Source organism: Stenotrophomonas sp. Ker107b (assembly GCF_053847245.1).
Genome location: NZ_JBSPHX010000001.1, coordinates 1,226,440 through 1,244,872, shown reverse-complemented (window position 1 = coordinate 1,244,872; position 18,433 = coordinate 1,226,440). Strand labels below are relative to the sequence as shown.

Annotated in this window: 12 protein-coding genes; 10 read left to right on the top strand and 2 right to left on the bottom strand. The window is 66.0% G+C overall.

The annotated features are described in order from the left end of the window. Window positions 1–202 precede the first annotated feature (202 nt). The 3 genes from ACWV8V_RS05750 to ACWV8V_RS05740 all read left to right on the top strand — a co-directional run bounded on the left by ACWV8V_RS05750 (window position 203) and on the right by ACWV8V_RS05740 (window position 3,927). Complete coding sequence (locus ACWV8V_RS05750; protein WP_455899176.1) at window positions 203–1,858, top strand: acetolactate synthase large subunit; 1,656 nt, start codon at window positions 203–205, stop codon at window positions 1,856–1,858. 34 nt (window positions 1,859–1,892) lie between these two features. Then, complete coding sequence (locus ACWV8V_RS05745; RefSeq protein ID WP_455899175.1) at window positions 1,893–3,275, top strand: aldehyde dehydrogenase family protein; 1,383 nt, start codon at window positions 1,893–1,895, stop codon at window positions 3,273–3,275. Between the two features lie 130 nt (window positions 3,276–3,405). Beyond that, window positions 3,406–3,927, top strand: coding sequence for a DUF6622 family protein (locus ACWV8V_RS05740; protein WP_455899174.1), 522 nt, complete (start codon window positions 3,406–3,408; stop codon window positions 3,925–3,927). Here ACWV8V_RS05740 and ACWV8V_RS05735 read toward each other — a convergent pair. Continuing rightward, complete coding sequence (locus ACWV8V_RS05735; protein WP_455899173.1) at window positions 3,857–4,972, bottom strand: LacI family DNA-binding transcriptional regulator; 1,116 nt, start codon at window positions 4,970–4,972, stop codon at window positions 3,857–3,859. The genes ACWV8V_RS05740 and ACWV8V_RS05735 overlap by 71 nt on opposite strands. 324 nt (window positions 4,973–5,296) lie before the next feature. On the opposite strand from ACWV8V_RS05735, the gene ACWV8V_RS05730 reads away from it, so the two are divergent. The 7 genes from ACWV8V_RS05730 to ACWV8V_RS05700 all read left to right on the top strand — a co-directional run bounded on the left by ACWV8V_RS05730 (window position 5,297) and on the right by ACWV8V_RS05700 (window position 17,328). Further along, window positions 5,297–8,428 (top strand): TonB-dependent receptor, encoded by a 3,132-nt coding sequence (locus tag ACWV8V_RS05730; RefSeq protein ID WP_259260047.1) that lies wholly within the window; start codon window positions 5,297–5,299, stop codon window positions 8,426–8,428. Between the two features lie 65 nt (window positions 8,429–8,493). Continuing rightward, window positions 8,494–9,252, top strand: coding sequence for a SapC family protein (locus ACWV8V_RS05725; protein ID WP_455899172.1), 759 nt, complete (start codon window positions 8,494–8,496; stop codon window positions 9,250–9,252). A gap of 21 nt (window positions 9,253–9,273) precedes the next feature. Continuing rightward, the gene (locus ACWV8V_RS05720; protein ID WP_455899612.1) at window positions 9,274–10,275 is read left to right on the top strand and encodes a cupin-like domain-containing protein; all 1,002 of its coding nucleotides are present in this window, start codon (window positions 9,274–9,276) and stop codon (window positions 10,273–10,275) included. Window positions 10,276–10,288: 13 nt separating this feature from the next. Next, complete coding sequence (locus ACWV8V_RS05715) at window positions 10,289–11,818, top strand: tryptophan halogenase family protein (RefSeq protein ID WP_455899171.1); 1,530 nt, start codon at window positions 10,289–10,291, stop codon at window positions 11,816–11,818. A 63-nt stretch (window positions 11,819–11,881) separates the two neighbouring features. Continuing rightward, window positions 11,882–13,375 carry a xylulokinase gene (gene xylB, locus ACWV8V_RS05710; RefSeq protein ID WP_455899170.1) on the top strand — a complete coding sequence of 498 codons (1,494 nt, stop codon included), beginning with the start codon at window positions 11,882–11,884 and terminating at the stop codon, window positions 13,373–13,375. 42 nt (window positions 13,376–13,417) lie between these two features. Then, window positions 13,418–14,752 carry a xylose isomerase gene (xylA, locus tag ACWV8V_RS05705; RefSeq protein ID WP_455899169.1) on the top strand — a complete coding sequence of 445 codons (1,335 nt, stop codon included), beginning with the start codon at window positions 13,418–13,420 and terminating at the stop codon, window positions 14,750–14,752. A gap of 23 nt (window positions 14,753–14,775) precedes the next feature. Then, on the top strand, window positions 14,776–17,328 hold the full coding sequence (locus ACWV8V_RS05700; protein ID WP_455899168.1) for a glycoside hydrolase family 3 N-terminal domain-containing protein: 2,553 nt from the start codon (window positions 14,776–14,778) through the stop codon (window positions 17,326–17,328). A 17-nt stretch (window positions 17,329–17,345) separates the two neighbouring features. On the opposite strand, the gene ACWV8V_RS05695 is transcribed toward ACWV8V_RS05700, so the two are convergent. Further along, window positions 17,346–18,401 carry a LacI family DNA-binding transcriptional regulator gene (locus ACWV8V_RS05695; protein ID WP_455899167.1) on the bottom strand — a complete coding sequence of 352 codons (1,056 nt, stop codon included), beginning with the start codon at window positions 18,399–18,401 and terminating at the stop codon, window positions 17,346–17,348. Window positions 18,402–18,433: the final 32 nt, after the last annotated feature.

Sequence of the window (18,433 nt, the reverse complement as noted above, 5' to 3'; positions counted from 1 at the left end):
TGCACGAAGTCGCCACGCATGGCGGGCACCGGGTGTCACTCGAGTCTGGCCACAGCGCTCTACGCGCTCAACCGCAATACATGCGGGATGAGGGCAGTAAAACTACCGGCACCCGCGGCGCACAGCATCCCGCAGACAGGCGACGCGGCGCTGACATCGGCCCGGGTATAGTGATCCTGACGTCACCGCAAGGATCGAAGCTATGCAGAAGGGCTCGGATCTACTGGTCAAGGCGCTGGAGAACGAAGGCGTCGACCGCATCTTTGGTGTCCCGGGCGAGGAGAATCTGGACTTCCTTGAGTCGCTCCGGACCTCGCACATCGAGCTGGTGCTTACCCGCCACGAGCAGGCGGCCGCGTTCATGGCCGCCACCCATGGCCGCCTCACGGGCAGGCCCGGCGTGTGCCTGGCCACGCTCGGCCCCGGCGCACTGAATTTCTCCACCGGCGCGGCCTATGCCCACCTCGGCGCGTGGCCGATGATTCTCATCACGGGGCAGAAGCCGGTGATGAGCGCCAAGCAGGCACGGTTCCAGATCGTGGATATCGTGGCGTCGATGAAGCCGCTCACGAAAATGACGCGTCAGATCGTCAGCCCGGCCGCGATTCCGGCCACCGTGCGCGATGCCTTCCGCGTGGCCATGGAAGAGCGCCCCGGGCCAGTGCATCTGGAGCTTCCGGAGGATGTCGCCGGCGAGGAGGTGGAGGAGATCCCCGTCATCCCGGTCCATCCGCTGGAGCGTCCGATCGCACCGTCTGCCGCGCTCGACCGCGCAGAAGCAGCCATCCTGGCCGCCAAACGACCGCTGGTGATGATCGGCGCGGCCGGAAGCCGCCCGTGGCTCACCGAAGCGCTTTCCGCGTTCGTCACGCGGACCCGCCTGCCGTTTTTCAACACGCAGATGGGCAAGGGCGCCGTCACCGGCGGCTCCAACCTGTACATGGGCACGGCTGCGCTCTCCGAAGGCGACTATGTCCACGAAGCCGTCGCCCGCGCGGACCTGATCATCGCCATCGGCCATGACACCGTCGAAAAGCCGCCCTTCCTGATGAAGAGCAGTGGTGGGCCCAAGGTCATCCATATCAGCTTCCAGTCCGCCACCGTGGAGCAGGTGTATCACCCCGATATCGAGGTGCTGGGCGACATCGGGGCTTCGGTGGATGCCCTGGCCGGGCGGCTGGAAGGCCGCTTGGCGACTGACGAAGGCATGATCGAGCTGCGCCAGAAGATCCTCGCCCGTCTCAACGACCGCGCCGAGGAGGACCGCTTCCCGATCACGCCGCAACGGGTCGTGCATGACGTGCGCGAGGCCATGCCGGAGGATGGCATCGTCTGTCTCGACAACGGCATGTACAAGATCTGGTTCGCCCGTAATTACCGCACGCATGTCGCCAATACACTGCTGCTCGACAACGCACTCGCCACGATGGGGGCCGGCCTGCCGTCGGCCATGATGGCGGCGATGCTGTACCCGAAACGCCGCGTCATGGCCGTGTGCGGTGACGGCGGCTTCATGATGAACTCGCAGGAGATGGAAACCGCCGTGCGGCTGGGACTCAACCTGGTGGTGGTGATCCTCAACGACAGCGCCTACGGCATGATCCGCTGGAAGCAGGCGGTGGATGGCTTCGAGGATTTCGGGATGCGCTTTGGCAATCCGGATTTCGTGAAGTACGCCGAGGCCTACGGCGCCAAAGGGAGCCGGGTGACCGCGGTGGGCGATCTGGTGCCCATGATCGAAGCCGCCTTCGCTGGCGGCGGCGTCCACGTGCTGGATGTGCCGATCGACTATGCCGAAAACACCCGCGTGCTGGTGGATGAGCTGCGCAACCGCACGCCGGATGTGGGCTGCGCATGATCGCCACTGCTGATCCTTCCGAGAGGAGCTCAAGATGTTGACCGTCGTACAGGCCTTTGACCGCGCGCCCATCGCCGAGATCGGGTTCGACACTGCCGCAGCGCTGGAGCGCAAGCTCGACGCCGCCGAGCGGGTCTTCAAGAACCGCGACGGCTGGCTCCATCCGCACCAGCGCATCGCCATCCTGCGCAGACTTGCCGCCTTGATGGACGCCAAGCGCGACCACCTCGCCCTGCAGATTGCACGCGAGGGTGGCAAGCCGTTGCCGGATGCCATCGTTGAAACCACGCGTGCCATCGACGGCGTCCACAACGCGGCCGACGAGCTGCGCAATTTTGCCGGCCGCGAAATCCCGATGGGGCTGTCGGCCGCGTCGGAAGCGCGCTGGGCCTTCACCACGCGCGAACCCATCGGCATCGTGGCGGCGATCTCGGCCTTCAATCACCCCCTGAACCTGATCGTCCACCAGGTGGCACCGGCCATCGCGGTCGGTTGCCCGGTCATCATCAAGCCCGCCTCCGCGACGCCGCTGTCCTGCCTGGAATTCGTGGCGATGGTGCATGAGGCCGGACTGCCCGAGCCGTGGTGCCAGAGCTTCGTGCCGGAGGGCAATGACCTGGCCGAAGCATTGGCCACCGACAAGCGCATTGCCTTCCTCAGCTTCATCGGCTCGGCCAGGGTAGGGTGGTCGCTGCACGCCAAGCTGGCACACGGCGCACGCTCGGCGCTCGAACACGGCGGGGTGGCACCCGCCATCGTCGACCGAAGTGCGGACCTGGGCAGAATCATCGAGCCGATCGTCAAGGGCGGCTACTACCACGCCGGCCAGGTGTGCGTGTCCACGCAGCGCATCTTCGTCCACCACGACATTGCCGACGACTTCACCGAGGCCCTCATCGCCCGGGTCGAGCGACTGCGAACCGGCGACCCGACCCTGAAGGACACCGAGGTGGGCCCGCTGATCCATCCGCGCGAGGCAGACCGCGTGGGCGAGTGGATTGACGAAGCGGTGAGCGGCGGTGCGCAGCTGGCTGCTGGCGGCAAGCGGCTGTCTGACACCACCCTGCAGCCCACCGTGCTGATTGATCCCCCCGGTGACGCACGCATCACCACGCAGGAGGTGTTCGGGCCGGTGGTGGCGGTCTATCGCTATGCCGACCTGGACGAGGCGATCACCCGTTCCAACGCACTGCCCACCGCGTTCCAGGCCAGCGTGTTCGCGCAGGATATCGACATCGCCATGCGCGCCGCCAACCGGCTGGATGCCTCGGCCGTGATGATCAACGACCCCACCGCGTTCCGCACCGACTGGATGCCGTTCGCCGGCCGCCGCGAGTCTGGTTATGGCACAGGGGGTATTCCGTACACGATGCGGGACATGTCGCAGGAAAAGATGATTCTGATGCGGCGGGGCTGAGTCCGGGGATGCCACCCTGTACTCCCTGATGCCTGACAGCTGTCACTTGTGATGGGTGGGTGCAACGCGAGAATGTTGCCACTCCCGCACGGCATTCCACGGCCGGCACCCCAAACATCAAGGACGTCCTGTGAGCATGCTGCAGCAACTCGTGTCGAATACCCCCGTGTGGGTCTGGGCGATCCTGATCTTCCTGGTCACGCGTGGCGTCGCGGCCATGAAGCCCGGTGAAACCTCCCTTACGAAACTGGCGATCGTGCCGGCGCTGTTCACGGCGTGGGGCCTCTGGTCGCTGGGCCATCGCTTCGGCGCGTCCTGGGAGGCTTGGGGCGAGTGGCTGGTGGGCATCGCGGCGGGCATGGGTCTGGGGTGGTTGCTGCTGCGGCGGGCAACGCTGACCCTCAATGCGGCGTCGGGGACGCTGTGGCGCAGTGCGGATTACAGCCTCCTGCCGTTGCTGCTGGTCACCTTTGCGGTGAAGTACGGCTTCGAGGTCGCGCTGTCCGTGTCCCCATCGCTCAACGTCAATGCCGGTTTCCGTGCCGCTTACCTGCTCGTGTCAGGTGCGTTCACCGGCATCTTCATCGGGAAGTACCTGCGATACCTGCGTGCCTCGCGCCAGGTGCCGGCTGCCGTGATGCCGACCGTGTAGGACGGGCGACGGATGCCCGCGTGACCAGCTGGTGCGAAAGGACCTGATTGATGGTGCCCCGCACCGAGGAGGCAGGGCGTCGGATCTCCCGCAGGAGGATGTCGATGGCGGTGTCGGCCATCTCCGCCACGGGCTGATGGATGGTGGTCAGTTCCGGCCACACCATCGTGGAGGCGGAGGTGTCATCGAAGCCCACCACGGACAGGTCACGCGGCACATCGAGGCCGCGACGATGCGCGACGGAAACCACGGCCGACGCCATGTCATCGTTGCTGGCAAAAATCGCGCTGGGCGGCAGATGAAGGGCCAACAGCCGTTCGGCCGCCTCCAGCCCCGAGCGATACGTGAAGTAACCGGGCTGGACGAGTGTGTCGTCGTAGCCGATCCCTGCATCGGCGAGCGCATCGCGGTAGCCCTGCCAGCGGTGCGCACTGGCCGTCTGGTTCGGATCGCCGGTGATGTAGCCGATGCGGGTATGCCCGTGCGCGATCAGATGCGACACCATCTCGTGGCTGGCGCGACGATCATCGATGCGCACGCAGGACAGCCTGTCGCTGAAATGGCTGGATGCGATGGAGACCACGGGAATGCCCGCGGTCACGAATTCGTCGACGATGTCGTTCGATTCGCACAGGGGCGGAGGAAGAATCACGCCCGCCACGCTGTTGGCAAGTTGCCGCGCGGCGTCGCGACGCGCCTGGGTGCCCAGCTCATCCCAGGTGGCGATCACCAGCTGCGCCGCGGCCCGGGTGGAGCCGCGCAGCGCGCCGACCAGCAGTTCGCGCAGGTAGCTGGCGCTGGGGTTGGTGTAGATCAACGCGATGCAGGTGTGTTGCGCTGCCGCCAGCGTGCTGGCCGCCAGATTGGGCCGGTAGTCCAGTTCGCGCACGCTGCGCATGACGCGCGCACGGTTGCCTTCGCGCACACCGGCGTGGCCGTTGATCACGCGCGACACCGTCATCGCCGAAACGCCTGCATGCGCGGCCACATCATCGATGGTGATGGCGCTTGCCTTGCGACGGGCCGCTTTGGGGCTGTGCTTCACGACCTGGGCTCCTTTGCTGCGCTGCATGATGACAAGCGCGACCACGGGTGATTAGTCTGCGCCCGTGACGTGATGGTAGCGCTACCACTGTGCCGGGGTAAGGCCAGCGGGTACCCCCCCTTTACCACGCGGCTGTTCTGGCAAGCCTGAAAGCGAGTGTGAGTCGCAGCACGCGCACAGCGCGCTGCGATGTTCGGTGTGGAAGACGGGCATCGCCCGTACGTGCCCCCAGGAGGGGCGGTACATCCATTCGATCGTTATGTCAGAGGGGAGAGTCATGAGCGCTTCTACGTTCCGTCGTACCCAAGGCCGGGGGGCTCGTTCATGAGCCGCACGCTGGCGAAGTTCACCTCCAGGGCCATGTTTACCTTTGTCGGTGGCGTCCTGGTCATCAATCCCGCATTTGCGCAGGACGCGCCAACGCCCGCACCCGTGGCCCAGCCGCAGGCCCAGCCCAGTCCGACACAGCTGGACACCGTGCAGGTCACCGGCATCCGCAACAGCCTCAGCCAGGCGATGGACATCAAGCGCGACTCGGCCGGCGTGGTGGATGCCATCAGTGCCGAGGACATCGGCAAGTTCCCGGACACCAACCTGGCCGAGTCGCTGCAGCGCATCACCGGCATCTCCATCGAACGCCGTGATGGTGAAGGTGCACAGGTCACCGCGCGTGGCTTTGGTCCACAGTTCAACATGGTCACGCTCAATGGGCGGCAGATGCCGGGCGCGGATGCGTTCGGCGCATCGGGGCAGGTCGCCATCGGCGGTGTGGACGGAGGTACCCGTGCCTTCAACTTCGCCCAGCTGGCCGCCGAATCCATCAATGGCATCGAGGTCTACAAGACCAGCCAGGCCAATGTCCCCAGCGGCGGTATCGGCGCCACCATCAACATCCTGACCGGACGCCCGTTCGATCATGACGGCACCGTCGCCAGCGCCGGTGCCAAGGTCGTCTCCGACCAGAGCCAGCCATTCGACAGCGACCTGACGCCCGAACTGTCCGGCATCTTCAGCTACAGCAACCCGGACAAGACCTTCGGCGTTGGCGTGAGTGCGAGCTACCAGAAGCGCAAGGGTGGCTCGGTGCAGGCCACCAACAACTACTGGAACATCCAGCCGTGGACCGGCACGATGCCCGGCAACCCGACCGTGGTCAATGCACCGGCGGTGGGCGCGCTGTACGGTCGTCCGAACGACCTTCGCTATGCGTTCTCCGAGTTCGAGCGCGAGCGCATCAATGGCCAGGCGGTGCTGCAGTTCGCACCGACCGATGCGGTGACCCTGACCCTGGACTACACCTATTCGACGAACGAGATCACCGAGAATCGTGGCGAACAGGGCATGTGGCTGCAGAACAGCAATTACACCGATGTCACGTTCGACACCAGCGGTGCGGTCGCAACCCCGGTCTATATCCGTGAAATCGCCGGCACCAAGGATTTCGGGCTTGAACAGCAGCGCAGCATGCAGAAGTACAAGCTGGGATCGCTCGGCTTCAATGCACTGTGGAACGTCACCGACCGGTTCAAGCTGACTTTCGACGCGCACAATTCAAAGAACGAAAGTCGGCCGAACGATCCGCTCACCGGTGGCGGCTCCATCTTCAGCAGCATCGCCGGCACCAACAACTGCACCACCGGGCCGCACTGCGGTGGGTCGTGGGTGCAGGAAATGAACTTCAACAACGGCCTGCCCGTGGGCACCCAGGTCTGGTACCCGAGCACGGCCGATGCCATCGCCAAGACCAACGGCGTGGTCAACCCGGGCTTCGTGCCGGGCGAGATTGGTTCGCAGGTGCTGCGCATCAATTCGCAGACCCAGGTCAGCGAGATCAAGCAGGGGCGCGTCGACGGTGAATGGAGCTTCGACCGGGGGCGCTTCCAGTTTGGCGTCGACTCCAGCAAGCAGACCACCCACCGGATCCAGGCCGCGGAGAATTACAGCACTCTGGGCGACTGGGGCGTGGCCAACGTTGACGGGGACGTGGCCAATGGGCTGATGGACCTGCTGCAGCCGGTCAACATCGTCGGCCTGTTCAACGACTTCAATGCCAACAGCTTCACCGCCTGGCGCGGCGATGCGGGCCGCCTGGCGCAATGGGCGGCGGACAACTATGGCGCCAGTCTCGGCGTGAGCCCGCAGCGCGCCGCCGACAACCTGGTGGAGGAGAAGACCAAGTCGGCTTATTTCCAGGTCGAGCTGGACGGCGAGCTGGGCGGCCTGCGCACCAATACCCGCCTGGGCGTGCGCTATGAGACCACCGATGTAGTGTCGACGTCCGTCATCGCCATCCCGGAGGCCATCGAATGGCAGTCCAACAACGACTTCCGTGTGGTGTTGTCCGATGAGCAACAGCCGTTCACCGAAAAGAACAGCTACAGCTACATCCTGCCCAACCTCGACTTCAGCATCGACCTCATGGACGACCTCAAGGCACGCGTCTCGTTCGGCAAGAGCATCGCTCGCGCGCCGATCGGCAACCTCTACGCAGGCCCGACCGCACAGCAACCGTTTGGCTCGGTGCTGATCGATCCGTCTTCGCGGGCCAGCGGCACCGCACAGAACCCGCAGCTGAAGCCGCTGGAGTCGGACAATCTCGACCTGGCGCTGGAGTGGTACTTCGCCGACGCGAGCTACGTGTCGTTGACGTACTGGAACAAGTCCGTCAACAACTTCATCGGCAACACCATCGTGCAGGAGAATCTGTATGGGCTGAGGGATCCCACCGCCGGTCCGGATGCGCAGGCCGCGTTGGCGTTCCTCAACAGCGGCGCCTGTATCACCCAGGTCGGTGCGGCCAATGCGGCGGCCTGCTCGGCCAACGATACGGCCCTGTTCACCGCGCTGGCGTTGCTGCGCAACAATCCGGCCGGACTGGGCGCCTATAACGGTACCGACGCGCAGGTTCTGGCGACCGAGGCGGCCTATGACCTGTACGGGGAGGGCGATGATCCGCTCTACCAGTTCAGCGTCAACCGTCCCATCAACCAGAACCAGGCAAAACTGCACGGTTGGGAGCTCGGTGGCCAGTACTTCTTCGGCGATACCGGCTTTGGCGTCCTCGCCAATTACACCCTGGTGGATGGCGATGTCGGCTACAACAACGGGGGCGACCCGGGCATCGACCAGTTCGCGCTGACCGGCCTCAGTGACACCGCAAACGCCGTGCTAATGTACGAAAAATATGGTTGGTCGGTGCGTTTGGCGTGGAACTGGCGTGACCAGTACCTGATCCTCGCCAACCAGGGGACCAGTCGCAATCCGTACTACGTGGAAGCGTACGAACAGTGGGATCTCAGTGTGAACTACACCCTGGATGATCACTGGTCGTTCGGTCTTGAGGCGATCAACCTGACCGGTGAGGACGTCCGTTGGCGCTCGCGCACCTCGCAGATGATCGTGAAGCTGGCGGACCAGAGCCCGCGGTACATGCTCGGCGTTCGTTACAGGTTCTGAACGGTGGGTGCCGCTGCTGAGGCAGCGGCACCTGTTCACGGCTCCTGAGGGGATTGAACAACACCATGCCGCGTTACGAAATGCTCAACAACATCGCCCATCGCGATCTGCGTGTGACCACCGGCTTCGGACCTGAATTCGGCGATGCGGTGGGCATGGTGCCGGCCTACCCGAGTGAGTTCGCCGAGCTGCAGCGCGAATATCCGCTCTTCCTCCGCAAGGACACCACGACAGGTGACTGGCAGTCGGTGGCCCTGCTGGGGTTCGAGCAACACGAGAATCTTTTCCTGCAGGACGGGCGCTGGAATGCGTCCTACCTGCCCGGGGCTGCGGCCAAGGGGCCGTTCCTCATCGGCTTCCAGGAGAACCGGATCGACGGCGAGCTTACCCAGGAGGCCGTGCTGCACGTAGACCTGGACCATCCGCGCGTCAACGCGATGCAGGGTGAGCCGGTGTTCCTGCCGCAGGGGGGCAACACGCCGTATCTGGACCATATCGCAGGCGTGCTGCGTGGCATTCACGATGGCCATGCCTTTGGTGCGCAGATGTTTGCCACGCTCGATGCACACGGGCTGATTCAACCGATCACGCTCGACGTGCAGATCGATCCGCAGCACCGGATCGGTGTCAACGGCCTGCACGCGATCGACCGTGACCGCCTGGCCCTGCTGGACGGTCCCGCGCTGGCCGAACTCAACCGCGCCGGCTACCTGGAAGGGGCTTACCTGATGCTGGCATCGCTGCACAACATGCGACGCCTGATCGCCGAAAAGCAGCGCCGCCTGCGCATGTCCGATAGTGCTGCCGCCGCGGGCAGGAACTGACCGGTGCTCGACGCCGTTGCCATGCAGATCGTGGAAGACCTGGAGCCCGGCGCGCTTCCGCTGGAGGCGCTGGTGGCCGCCGGGGAGCCGGTGGTGCTGCGCGGGATCGCCCGCGGCTGGGCACTGGTGCAGGCCGGGCTGCACTCCACGCAGCAGGCGATGGCCTATCTGCGAGGCTTCGAGGCCGGCGTGCCGGTGCCGTACTCCTTCGGCGGGCCGGAGATCGACGGACGTCCGTTCTACACCGCGGATTTCACGAAGTTGAATATCGAGGTTCGGCGCGGCCTGCTGACGCAGGTGCTGGACGAGATTGCCGCGACCCTCGATGCGCCACGGCCGCCTACCTACTATGTCGCTTCGCTGCTGATCGATCGGGCACTGCCCGGGTTCGCGCAGCACAACGATGCCGGCCTGGCCGGGCAGGGCATCGACGCCTCGGCGAGCATCTGGATCGGCAACCGCGTGACCGCGTCCTGCCATTTCGACACGCCCGACAACCTGGCGTGCTGCGCCGTCGGCCGGCGCCGGTTCACCCTGTTTCCGCCGGAGCAGATCGACAATCTGTACCCGGGCCCGCTGGACCCCACGCCCGGGGGACAGGTGGTCAGCGTGGTGGATATCGACCATCCGGATTTCACGCGCCACCCCCGGTTCCGTGATGCCCTCGCCAGCGCCCGGACCGCCGTGCTCGAGCCTGGCGATGCGATCTTCATTCCGAGCATGTGGTGGCATCACGTACGCAGCCTCGAGCCGTTCAACGTGCTGGTGAACTACTGGTGGCGCAGCTCGCCAAGTTTCCTTCCCTCACCGCTGCCAGCGCTCCAGCATGCGATGTGGGCGCTGCGCGATCTGCCGGCACGCGAGAAACAGGCGTGGGCAGCGATCTTCGATTACTACGTGTTCGGCCCGGGCGAGCGCGCAGGGCAGCACCTGCCCGACGCTGCCCGGGGGGAACTGGCACCGTTCGACGAGACGCAGGCGCGCCGCACGCGCGCGCAGTTGCTGGCTCGACTCAACCGCTGATGGGAGCATCGCATTGAACGTGGCGAACGCATCGCAAGGACGCATCCGCAAGGTCGTCATCGCCGGAGGCGGCACCGCAGGCTGGCTGGCCGGCTGTGCGCTGTCCCATCAGTTCCGCGACCAGCTGGACATCACCCTGGTGGAGTCCGAGCAGATCGGGACGGTGGGTGTCGGCGAATCCACCGTGCCGCCGATCCGGGCGTTCCATCGCTTCCTGCAGATCGATGAGCAGGAATTCCTGCAGGCCGTGGCCGGCACGTTCAAGCTGTCGATCTCGTTCGAGAACTGGCGTCGCCCCGGGGATCGCTTCATCCATCCGTTCGGTACGATCGGGCAGGGGACCTGGGCCACACCCTTCCATCATTTCTGGCTGGACAGCCTGCGCCGCGGTATGCCCTCGGACCTGGGCGACTTCTGCCTGGAAAGCGTTGCCTCGCGTGCAGACCGCTTCTCGCTGCAGACCCAGCCGCAGGTCAATTACGCGTATCACTTCGACGCCGGGCTCTATGCGAAATTCCTGCGGCGCAAGGCCGAAGCCCACGGGCTGCGCAGGGTGGAAGGCAAGATCCGCGAGGTCCGGCAACATGCCCATGACGGCGCCGTGGCGGCGCTGGTGCTGGAAGACGGACAGGTCATCGAAGGCGATCTGTTCATCGACTGCACCGGGTTCCGCGGCCTGTTGACCGAGCAGACCCTGCATACCGGCTACGAAGACTGGAATGAATGGCTGCCCAGTGATCGCGCCGTTGCGGTGCAGACCGAATCGGTCGGGCCGCCGGTTCCGTACACCCGCGCGATCGCGCACGAAGCCGGCTGGCGCTGGCATATCGCGCTCCAGCATCGGGTCGGCTGCGGGCTGGTCTTTTCCAGCCGCCACATGTCCGATGACGAGGCACAGGCCAAGCTGCTGCGCGATGTTGACGGCCCGCCCCTGCGGGACCCCTGGCTGGTGCCGTTCCGCAGTGGACGCCGCTTGAAAGCCTGGAACAAGAACGTGGTGGCACTCGGGCTTGCCAGTGGTTTCATCGAGCCGTTGGAATCGACCAGCATCCACTTGACCATCAGCGCGGTGGTGCGCCTGATCCAGCTGTTCCCGTCCGACGGCATCAGCCCGACGCTGGTGGACCTGTACAACGAGGTCAGCCGCCAGGAGATGGAACATGTGCGCGATTTCATCATCCTGCACTACCACGCCAACCAACGCGACGAGCCGATGTGGAAGGCGTGTCGCGAAATGGCGCTGCCCGAGTCGCTCGCGGTCCGGCTGCGCGCTTGGCGCGAACGTGCACACGCCTGGCAGGACCCGGGTGAGCTGTTCCGCGTGGACTCGTGGACCAGCGTACTGATGGGGCAGGGGATCCAGCCGGGAGCGCCGCATCCGCTGGCCGCGGCCATCAATGACGCGGACCTGCGCACGCTGCTGACGCGGCTCCGGCAGCCGATCGAGCAGGCGGTCGCGACGATGCCGTCGCAGGCCACCTTCATCGAACAGTACTGCAAGGCGGCGCCGCAGGTGTGGTCACGGGGCGCCGCCGTGGCGTAACCGAACACCACGCTGTCGCACAGAAATGGTAGCGCTACCTTTTTAACGAACGGAGTGCAGGACATGGATCTGGTGGCCGGAATCGATGCAGGTACGCAGAGCCTCAAGGTCGTGGTGTACGACCCTGCCGGGCGCCGTCTGGTCGCCAGCACCAGTCTGCCGCTGAGCCTGACCTCCGCCGCCGATGGCAGCCGCGAACAGCAGCCGTCGGACTGGGTCGCGGCACTGCACGCCTGCTTCCATGCCCTTGATCCATCGGTGCGATCGCGGATCGCTGCGCTGGCCGTCTCGGGCCAGCAACACGGCTTCGTCCCGCTGGATGCGGCAGGGGAGGTCCTCGCGCCGGCCAAACTATGGTGCGACACCAGCACCTCCGCCGAGTGCACGCAGATCATGGCGGCGGCGGGCGGCGTGGCGCGCACCATCGCACTGGCCGGCAACCCTGTCCTGACCGGTTACACGGCCTCCAAGCTGCCCTGGACGAAAACGCACCGCCCCGACGCCTACGCGCGGCTGGCCACCATCCTGCTGCCGCACGATTACCTCAACTTCGTACTGACCGGCCAGCGCTTCTGCGAGTACGGGGATGCTTCGGGCACCGGCTGGCTGGATGTACGCACCCGCACCTGGTCGACCGAGCTGCTGCGCGCCACCGATCCGGCGCGCGACCTGACCGCCTGCCTGCCGCGCATCGCCGCACCCGATGAGGTGTTCGACATCGACCCTGCCGCCGCGGCCGAACTGGGGCTGCCCAGCGCCGTCAAGGTCGCGGTCGGGGGCGGCGACAACATGATGGCGGCCATCGGCACCGGCTGCGTCGCGCCCGGTCGCCTGGCGATGAGCCTGGGCACCTCGGGCACCCTGTTTGCCTACGCCGATACGCCGGTGGTCGATCCGGATGGCGCCTGGGCGGCGTTCTGCTCCTCGACCGGCGGCTGGCTGCCGCTGATCTGCACGATGAACTGCACCGTGGCAACCGAACAGGTTGCTGCGGCCTTTGGCTTCAGCACCCGCGACGGCGATGCCCATCTGCGGGCCACGCCGCCCGGGGCCGACGGACTGGTGATGCTGCCGTTCCTCAATGGTGAGCGCACGCCGGACCTGCCGCTGGGCAAGGGCGTGCTGGCCGGTCTGGACACGACCAACATGACCCCGGCGCATATCTACCGCGCCGCCATGGAAGGGGCGACCTACAGCCTGAAGTACGGCTTTGACGCGTTCGTTCGCGCCGGCATGACGTTCGAGCGCATCGTGCTCACCGGCGGTGGCAGCAACAGCGCGCAGTGGCGGCAACTGGTGTCCGATGTGTTCGGCCTGCCGGTGGACGTACCGACGCAAGCCGAAGGCGCGGCGTTCGGTGCCGCGTTGCAGGCGTTATGGGCCGTGGGTCGTGCACGCGGCGATACCGCCTCGATCACCGACATCGCTGATCAGCATGTCGCGCTCGCCCCCCAGCTTTCCGCGCGCCCGGATCCGGCACGCACCCAGGCCTACCCCACGGCGTACGCCCGTTTCCTGCGCCATCTCGACGCCCTCACGCCGCTGTATCGCGGCTGATTCCTCTACGCGACCCCTCGCACAACGACAGGACACCGCACCATGAGCACGCAGCCCTTCATCGGCGCCAAGGAATACTTCCCCGGCATCGGCCGGATCCCCTTCGAAGGCCGGGGTTCGGATAACCCGCTCGCCTTCAAGGTCTACGACGCGGGCAAGATCATCGGTGGCAAGACCATGGAAGAGCATCTGCGCTTCGCGGTCTGCTACTGGCACACCTTCTGCAACGCCGGGCACGATCCGTTCGGTCCGGGCACGCGCCATTTCCCCTGGGAGGTCGGCGCGCCGCTGGCATCGGCCGAGGCGAAGGTGGACGCGGCCTTCGAGTTCTTCACCAAACTGGGTGTGCCGTACTGGTGTTTCCACGATATCGACCTGGCGCCGGACGCCGAGGATGTGGGCCAGTACGAGAAGAACCTGAAACACATGGTGGGCCTGGCCAAGGCGCGCCAGGACGCCACGGGCATCAAACTGCTGTGGGGCACGGCCAATCTGTTCTCGCATCCGCGCTACATGAACGGTGCATCGACCAATCCCGATTTCGCCGTCGTCGCGCGCGCCGCGGTACAGGTGAAAGCGGCGCTGGAAGCAACCGTTGAACTGGGCGGCGAGCATTACGTGTTCTGGGGTGGCCGCGAAGGCTATGCCTCGCTGGTGAACACCCAGATGAAGCGCGAAGTCGACCACTTCGCGCGGTTCCTGACGATGGCGCGCGACTACGGCCGCAGCATCGGCCTGACGGGCAATTTCCTGATCGAGCCCAAGCCGATGGAGCCGATGAAGCACCAGTACGACTTCGACAGCGCAACGGTGGCCGGCTTCCTGAAGGAGCATGGCCTGGACAAGGACTTCAAGCTCAACATCGAGGCCAACCACGCAACGCTTTCCGGCCACACCTTCGAACACGATCTGCAGGTGGCCTCGGACCATGGCCTGCTGGGCAGCATCGACGCCAACCGAGGCAACGCACAGAACGGCTGGGATACCGATCAGTTCCCGACCGATCTGTACGACGCGGTGGGCGCGATGCTGGTGGTGTTGCGCCAGGGCGGGCTGGAAGGCGGCTTGAACTTCGATGCCAAGGTGCGGCGCGAGTCGACCGATCTGGACGACCTGTTCATTGCCCATATCGGTGGCATGGATGCCTTCGCCCGTGGGCTGGAAGTCGCCCATGCGCTGCTTAACGACTCGCCGTGGGAGCAGTGGCGCACCGAGCGCTATGCCAGCTTCGACAGCGGTGCCGGCAAGGAGTTTGCCCGCGGCGCGCTCAGCCTCACGGATCTGGCCGCACTGGGTGCCAAGGGCGGCGAGCCTCGCCAGATCAGCGGCAGGCAGGAGCGCTACGAGAACCTGATCAACCAGTACCTGCTGCGCTGAGCGCGGCGGCAAGGAGCACCACCATGACCCACCACCACGCCACGGGCCGCACCGGAGTGCTGATGGCCGCGCTGCTGCTCGCGCTTGTCGGCTGCAAGGGCGACGACACCACTGCGGTTCCCGCCCGGACCGATGCCAATCCCTGGCCCCAGGTGGCGTGGCCGCTGCCTCCCGATCCGGCCCTGGAAAAGCGCATCACCGACCTGATGGGCACCATGACAGTGGAGGAAAAGGTCGGCCAACTGGTGCAGGGGGATATTGCCAGCATCACGCCGGACGACCTGCGCCGCTACCGGCTGGGCTCCATCCTGGCCGGCGGCAACTCCGATCCCGGTGGCCGGTACGATGCATCGCCTGCCGAATGGCTGGCGCTGGCCGATGCGTTTTATGCCGCCTCGATGGATACCACGCAGGGCGGCAAGGCGATTCCGGTGCTGTTCGGGATCGATGCGGTGCACGGGCAGAGCAACATCATCGGTGCGACCTTGTTCCCGCACAACATCGGGCTGGGCGCGACCCGCAACCCGGCGCTGCTGCGCCGGATCGGTGAGATCACCGCGCTGGAGACCCGTGCGACCGGGATGGAGTGGACGTTCGCACCGACCGTGGCGGTGCCGCAGGACGATCGCTGGGGCCGCACGTATGAGGGGTACGCCGAATCGCCCGAGGTGGTGGCCACCTATGCCGGTGCGATGGTGGAAGGCCTGCAGGGCAAGGTGGGATCGCCCAGCTTCCTTGACGGTCGTCATGTGATTGCCTCGGTGAAGCACTTCCTCGGCGATGGCGGCACCACCGATGGCAAGGACCAGGGCGATACCCGGATCAGCGAGGCCGAGCTGGTCCGCCTCCATGCGGCCGGCTACCCGCCGGCCATCGCCGCGGGCGCGCAGACCGCGATGGCCTCGTTCAACAGCGTCAACGGCGAAAAGATGCACGGTCACAAGGCCTATCTGACCGATGCACTGAAGGGACGCATGAACTTCGGTGGCTTCGTCGTCGGCGATTGGAACGGCCATGGACAGGTGAAGGGCTGCACCACCACCGATTGCCCCGCCACCATCAACGCCGGCCTGGACATGGCCATGGCCTCGGACAGCTGGAAGGGTTTCTACGACACCACCCTGGCGGCGGTGAAGGCCGGCACCATCACCCAGGCACGCCTGGATGACGCCGTGCGCCGGATCCTGCGGGTCAAGATGCGGCTGGGGTTGTTCGAGGCCGGCAAACCGTCCTCGCGCGCGGTCGGCGGCCAGTTCGCGCTGATCGGCGCACCGGCGCATCGTGCGGTGGCACGCCAGGCGGTGCGCGAGTCGCTGGTGCTGTTGAAGAACCAGGGCGGCGTGCTGCCGCTGTCGCCAAAGCAACGCATCCTGGTGGCCGGTGATGGCGCCAATGACGTCGGCAAGCAGGCCGGCGGCTGGACGCTGAACTGGCAGGGCACCGGCACGACCCGCAAGGACTTCCCGAATGCGGACACGATCTACGAAGGCATCGCGCAGCAGGCGAAGGCCGCCGGGGGCGAAGCGGTCCTTGCGGTGGATGGCCGATACGCGACAAAACCGGATGTTGCCGTGGTGGTGTTCGGCGAGAACCCGTATGCCGAGTTCCAGGGCGATCTGCCGACACTGGCCTACAAGCCGGGCGATGACACGGATCTTGCCTTGATCAAGCGGCTCAAGGCCGACGGCATTCCCGTGATCGCCGTGTTTCTCAGTGGGCGCCCGCTGTGGGTGAACCGGCAGATCAACGCCGCGGATGCCTTCGTGGCGGCGTGGTTGCCTGGCTCGGAAGGGGCAGGCGTTGCCGATGTGCTGCTGCGAAAGCCCGATGGCAGCGTGCAGCACGACTTCAAGGGCACGCTGAGCTTCAGTTGGCCGCGCACTGCGACCCAGTACGCCAACAACGTGGGCCAGAAAGATTACGACCCGCTCTTCGCCTTCGGCTTCGGCCTGACCTACGCTGACAACGGCAACCTGGCCGCGCTGCCGGAAGCCTCCGGCCTCACCGGCAATGAAGGGGCCACCGGCGTGTTCTTTACGCGTGGCGATGCCGGGGCCGGCATGGCGCTGCGACTGGAAGGCAGTACGGGGCAGGGGGTCACCGTCACCCAGGTGCCGGAATCCCTCGACGGCGATCTGCTGCACGTCACCGGCGTGGATCATCTGGCGCAGGAAGACGGCCGTCGCCTGGCCTGGTCGGGCAAGGGCGAAGCGATTGTCGCGCTGCAGTCGCATACACCGCTGGATCTGCAGCGCGAGAGCAACGGCGACCTGATGCTGCTGACCACATTGCGCGTTGATGCCGCACCCCAGGGCGAAGCGTGGTTACGGGTGGGGTGCGGTACGGGCTGCTCGGCACGTATTGCGATCGGACCGACGCTGGCAACGCTGCCGGTGGGCCAATGGACGCGCGTGGGCATACCGCTGAAGTGCCTGGCGGCGGCTGGCGCGGACATCGGCAAGCTGGATCGCCCCTGGTCACTGGCCACGGCAGGGCCGATGACGTTGTCGGTATCCCGTGTCGCGCTGGGTGTCTTGAACGAAGCGCAGACCACCCTCGCATGCCCGGGCGCGTGACCATGCGTGCTGCACGATCAACGCTTGGACGGGCTCGCGACCGAATCGCGCATCACCAGCCGGTGGGGCACGACATGGTCCGTCAGCACGCGTGCGTCGTCGGACCTGCGGCGGATGGTGCGCAGCAGGATATCGATGGCGGCATCGGCCATCGAGGCGATCGGCTGATGGAGGGTCGTGAGCTCCGGCCAGACCGTCGTGGCAGCCGAGGTGTCATCGAAGCCCACCACCGACAGATCGCGGGGCACCTCCAGGCCGCGCCGGTGCGCGACGGAGATCGCCGCAGCGCCCATGTCGTCGTTGCTGGCGAAGATCGCGGTCGGCGGCCGGCGATGGGACAGCAGCGTCTCGGCCGCGGCAAGACCCGAGCGGTAGGTGTAATCGCCCGGCTGGACCAGGTCGGGGTCGACCTCCAGCCCGGCGTCATGCAGGGCGCTGACAAACCCATCGTAGCGTCGCGCGCTCGCGCTGAGGTCGTTGCGGCCGCGGATGAAGCCGATCCGGCGGTGACCGTGCTGGATCAGGTGTTCAGCCATCTCCTTGCCCGCGTGGAAGTCGTCGATGCGGACGCAGGAGATATCGTCCCTCAGGTGCCCCGATGCGATGGCAACCACCGGGATGCCTGCCATGACCAGCTCGTTCACGGCGACCTGCGATTCGCACAGCGGGGGCGGCAGAATGACCCCGTCCACCCGACCGGCCAAGGCACGTGCGGCCTTGCGTTCGGCCTCGGGATCGAAGTTGTCCCAGTAGTGGATGACCAGCTGGATGGCGGCGTTGGCGGCAACCCGCAGCAGGCCGACCAGCAGCTCGCGCAGGTAGGCACCGCTGGGATTGGTGTAGATCAGCGCGATGCGGGTGTGCTGCGCGGCAGCCAGCGAACTGGCGGCCAGGTTGGGCGTATAGCCCAGTTCGCGCACCGCGCGCAGGACGCGCTCGCGCGTGACCTCCCGCACTTTTCCGTGGTTGATCGCGCGCGACACCGTCATCGGCGATACCCCGGCCAGGGCCGCTACCTCGTCGATCGTCACGCCACTGGTTTTGCGGCGGACCGATTTCTTCGGCTTGTCCAATACGTCTTGCCTTTGTTCTTCGTGACGCTGCC

What these genes read in the sequence shown, in the direction of transcription:
- ACWV8V_RS05750 (WP_455899176.1), top strand. Translation starts at nt 203, where the DNA reads ATGCAGAAGGGCTCGGATCTACTGGTCAAGGCGCTGGAGAACGAAGGC.
- ACWV8V_RS05745 (WP_455899175.1), top strand. Translation starts at nt 1,893, where the DNA reads ATGTTGACCGTCGTACAGGCCTTTGACCGCGCGCCCATCGCCGAGATC.
- ACWV8V_RS05730 (WP_259260047.1), top strand. Translation starts at nt 5,297, where the DNA reads ATGAGCCGCACGCTGGCGAAGTTCACCTCCAGGGCCATGTTTACCTTT.
- ACWV8V_RS05725 (WP_455899172.1), top strand. Translation starts at nt 8,494, where the DNA reads ATGCCGCGTTACGAAATGCTCAACAACATCGCCCATCGCGATCTGCGT.
- ACWV8V_RS05720 (WP_455899612.1), top strand. Translation starts at nt 9,274, where the DNA reads ATGCAGATCGTGGAAGACCTGGAGCCCGGCGCGCTTCCGCTGGAGGCG.
- xylB (WP_455899170.1), top strand. Translation starts at nt 11,882, where the DNA reads ATGGATCTGGTGGCCGGAATCGATGCAGGTACGCAGAGCCTCAAGGTC.
- xylA (WP_455899169.1), top strand. Translation starts at nt 13,418, where the DNA reads ATGAGCACGCAGCCCTTCATCGGCGCCAAGGAATACTTCCCCGGCATC.
- ACWV8V_RS05700 (WP_455899168.1), top strand. Translation starts at nt 14,776, where the DNA reads ATGACCCACCACCACGCCACGGGCCGCACCGGAGTGCTGATGGCCGCG.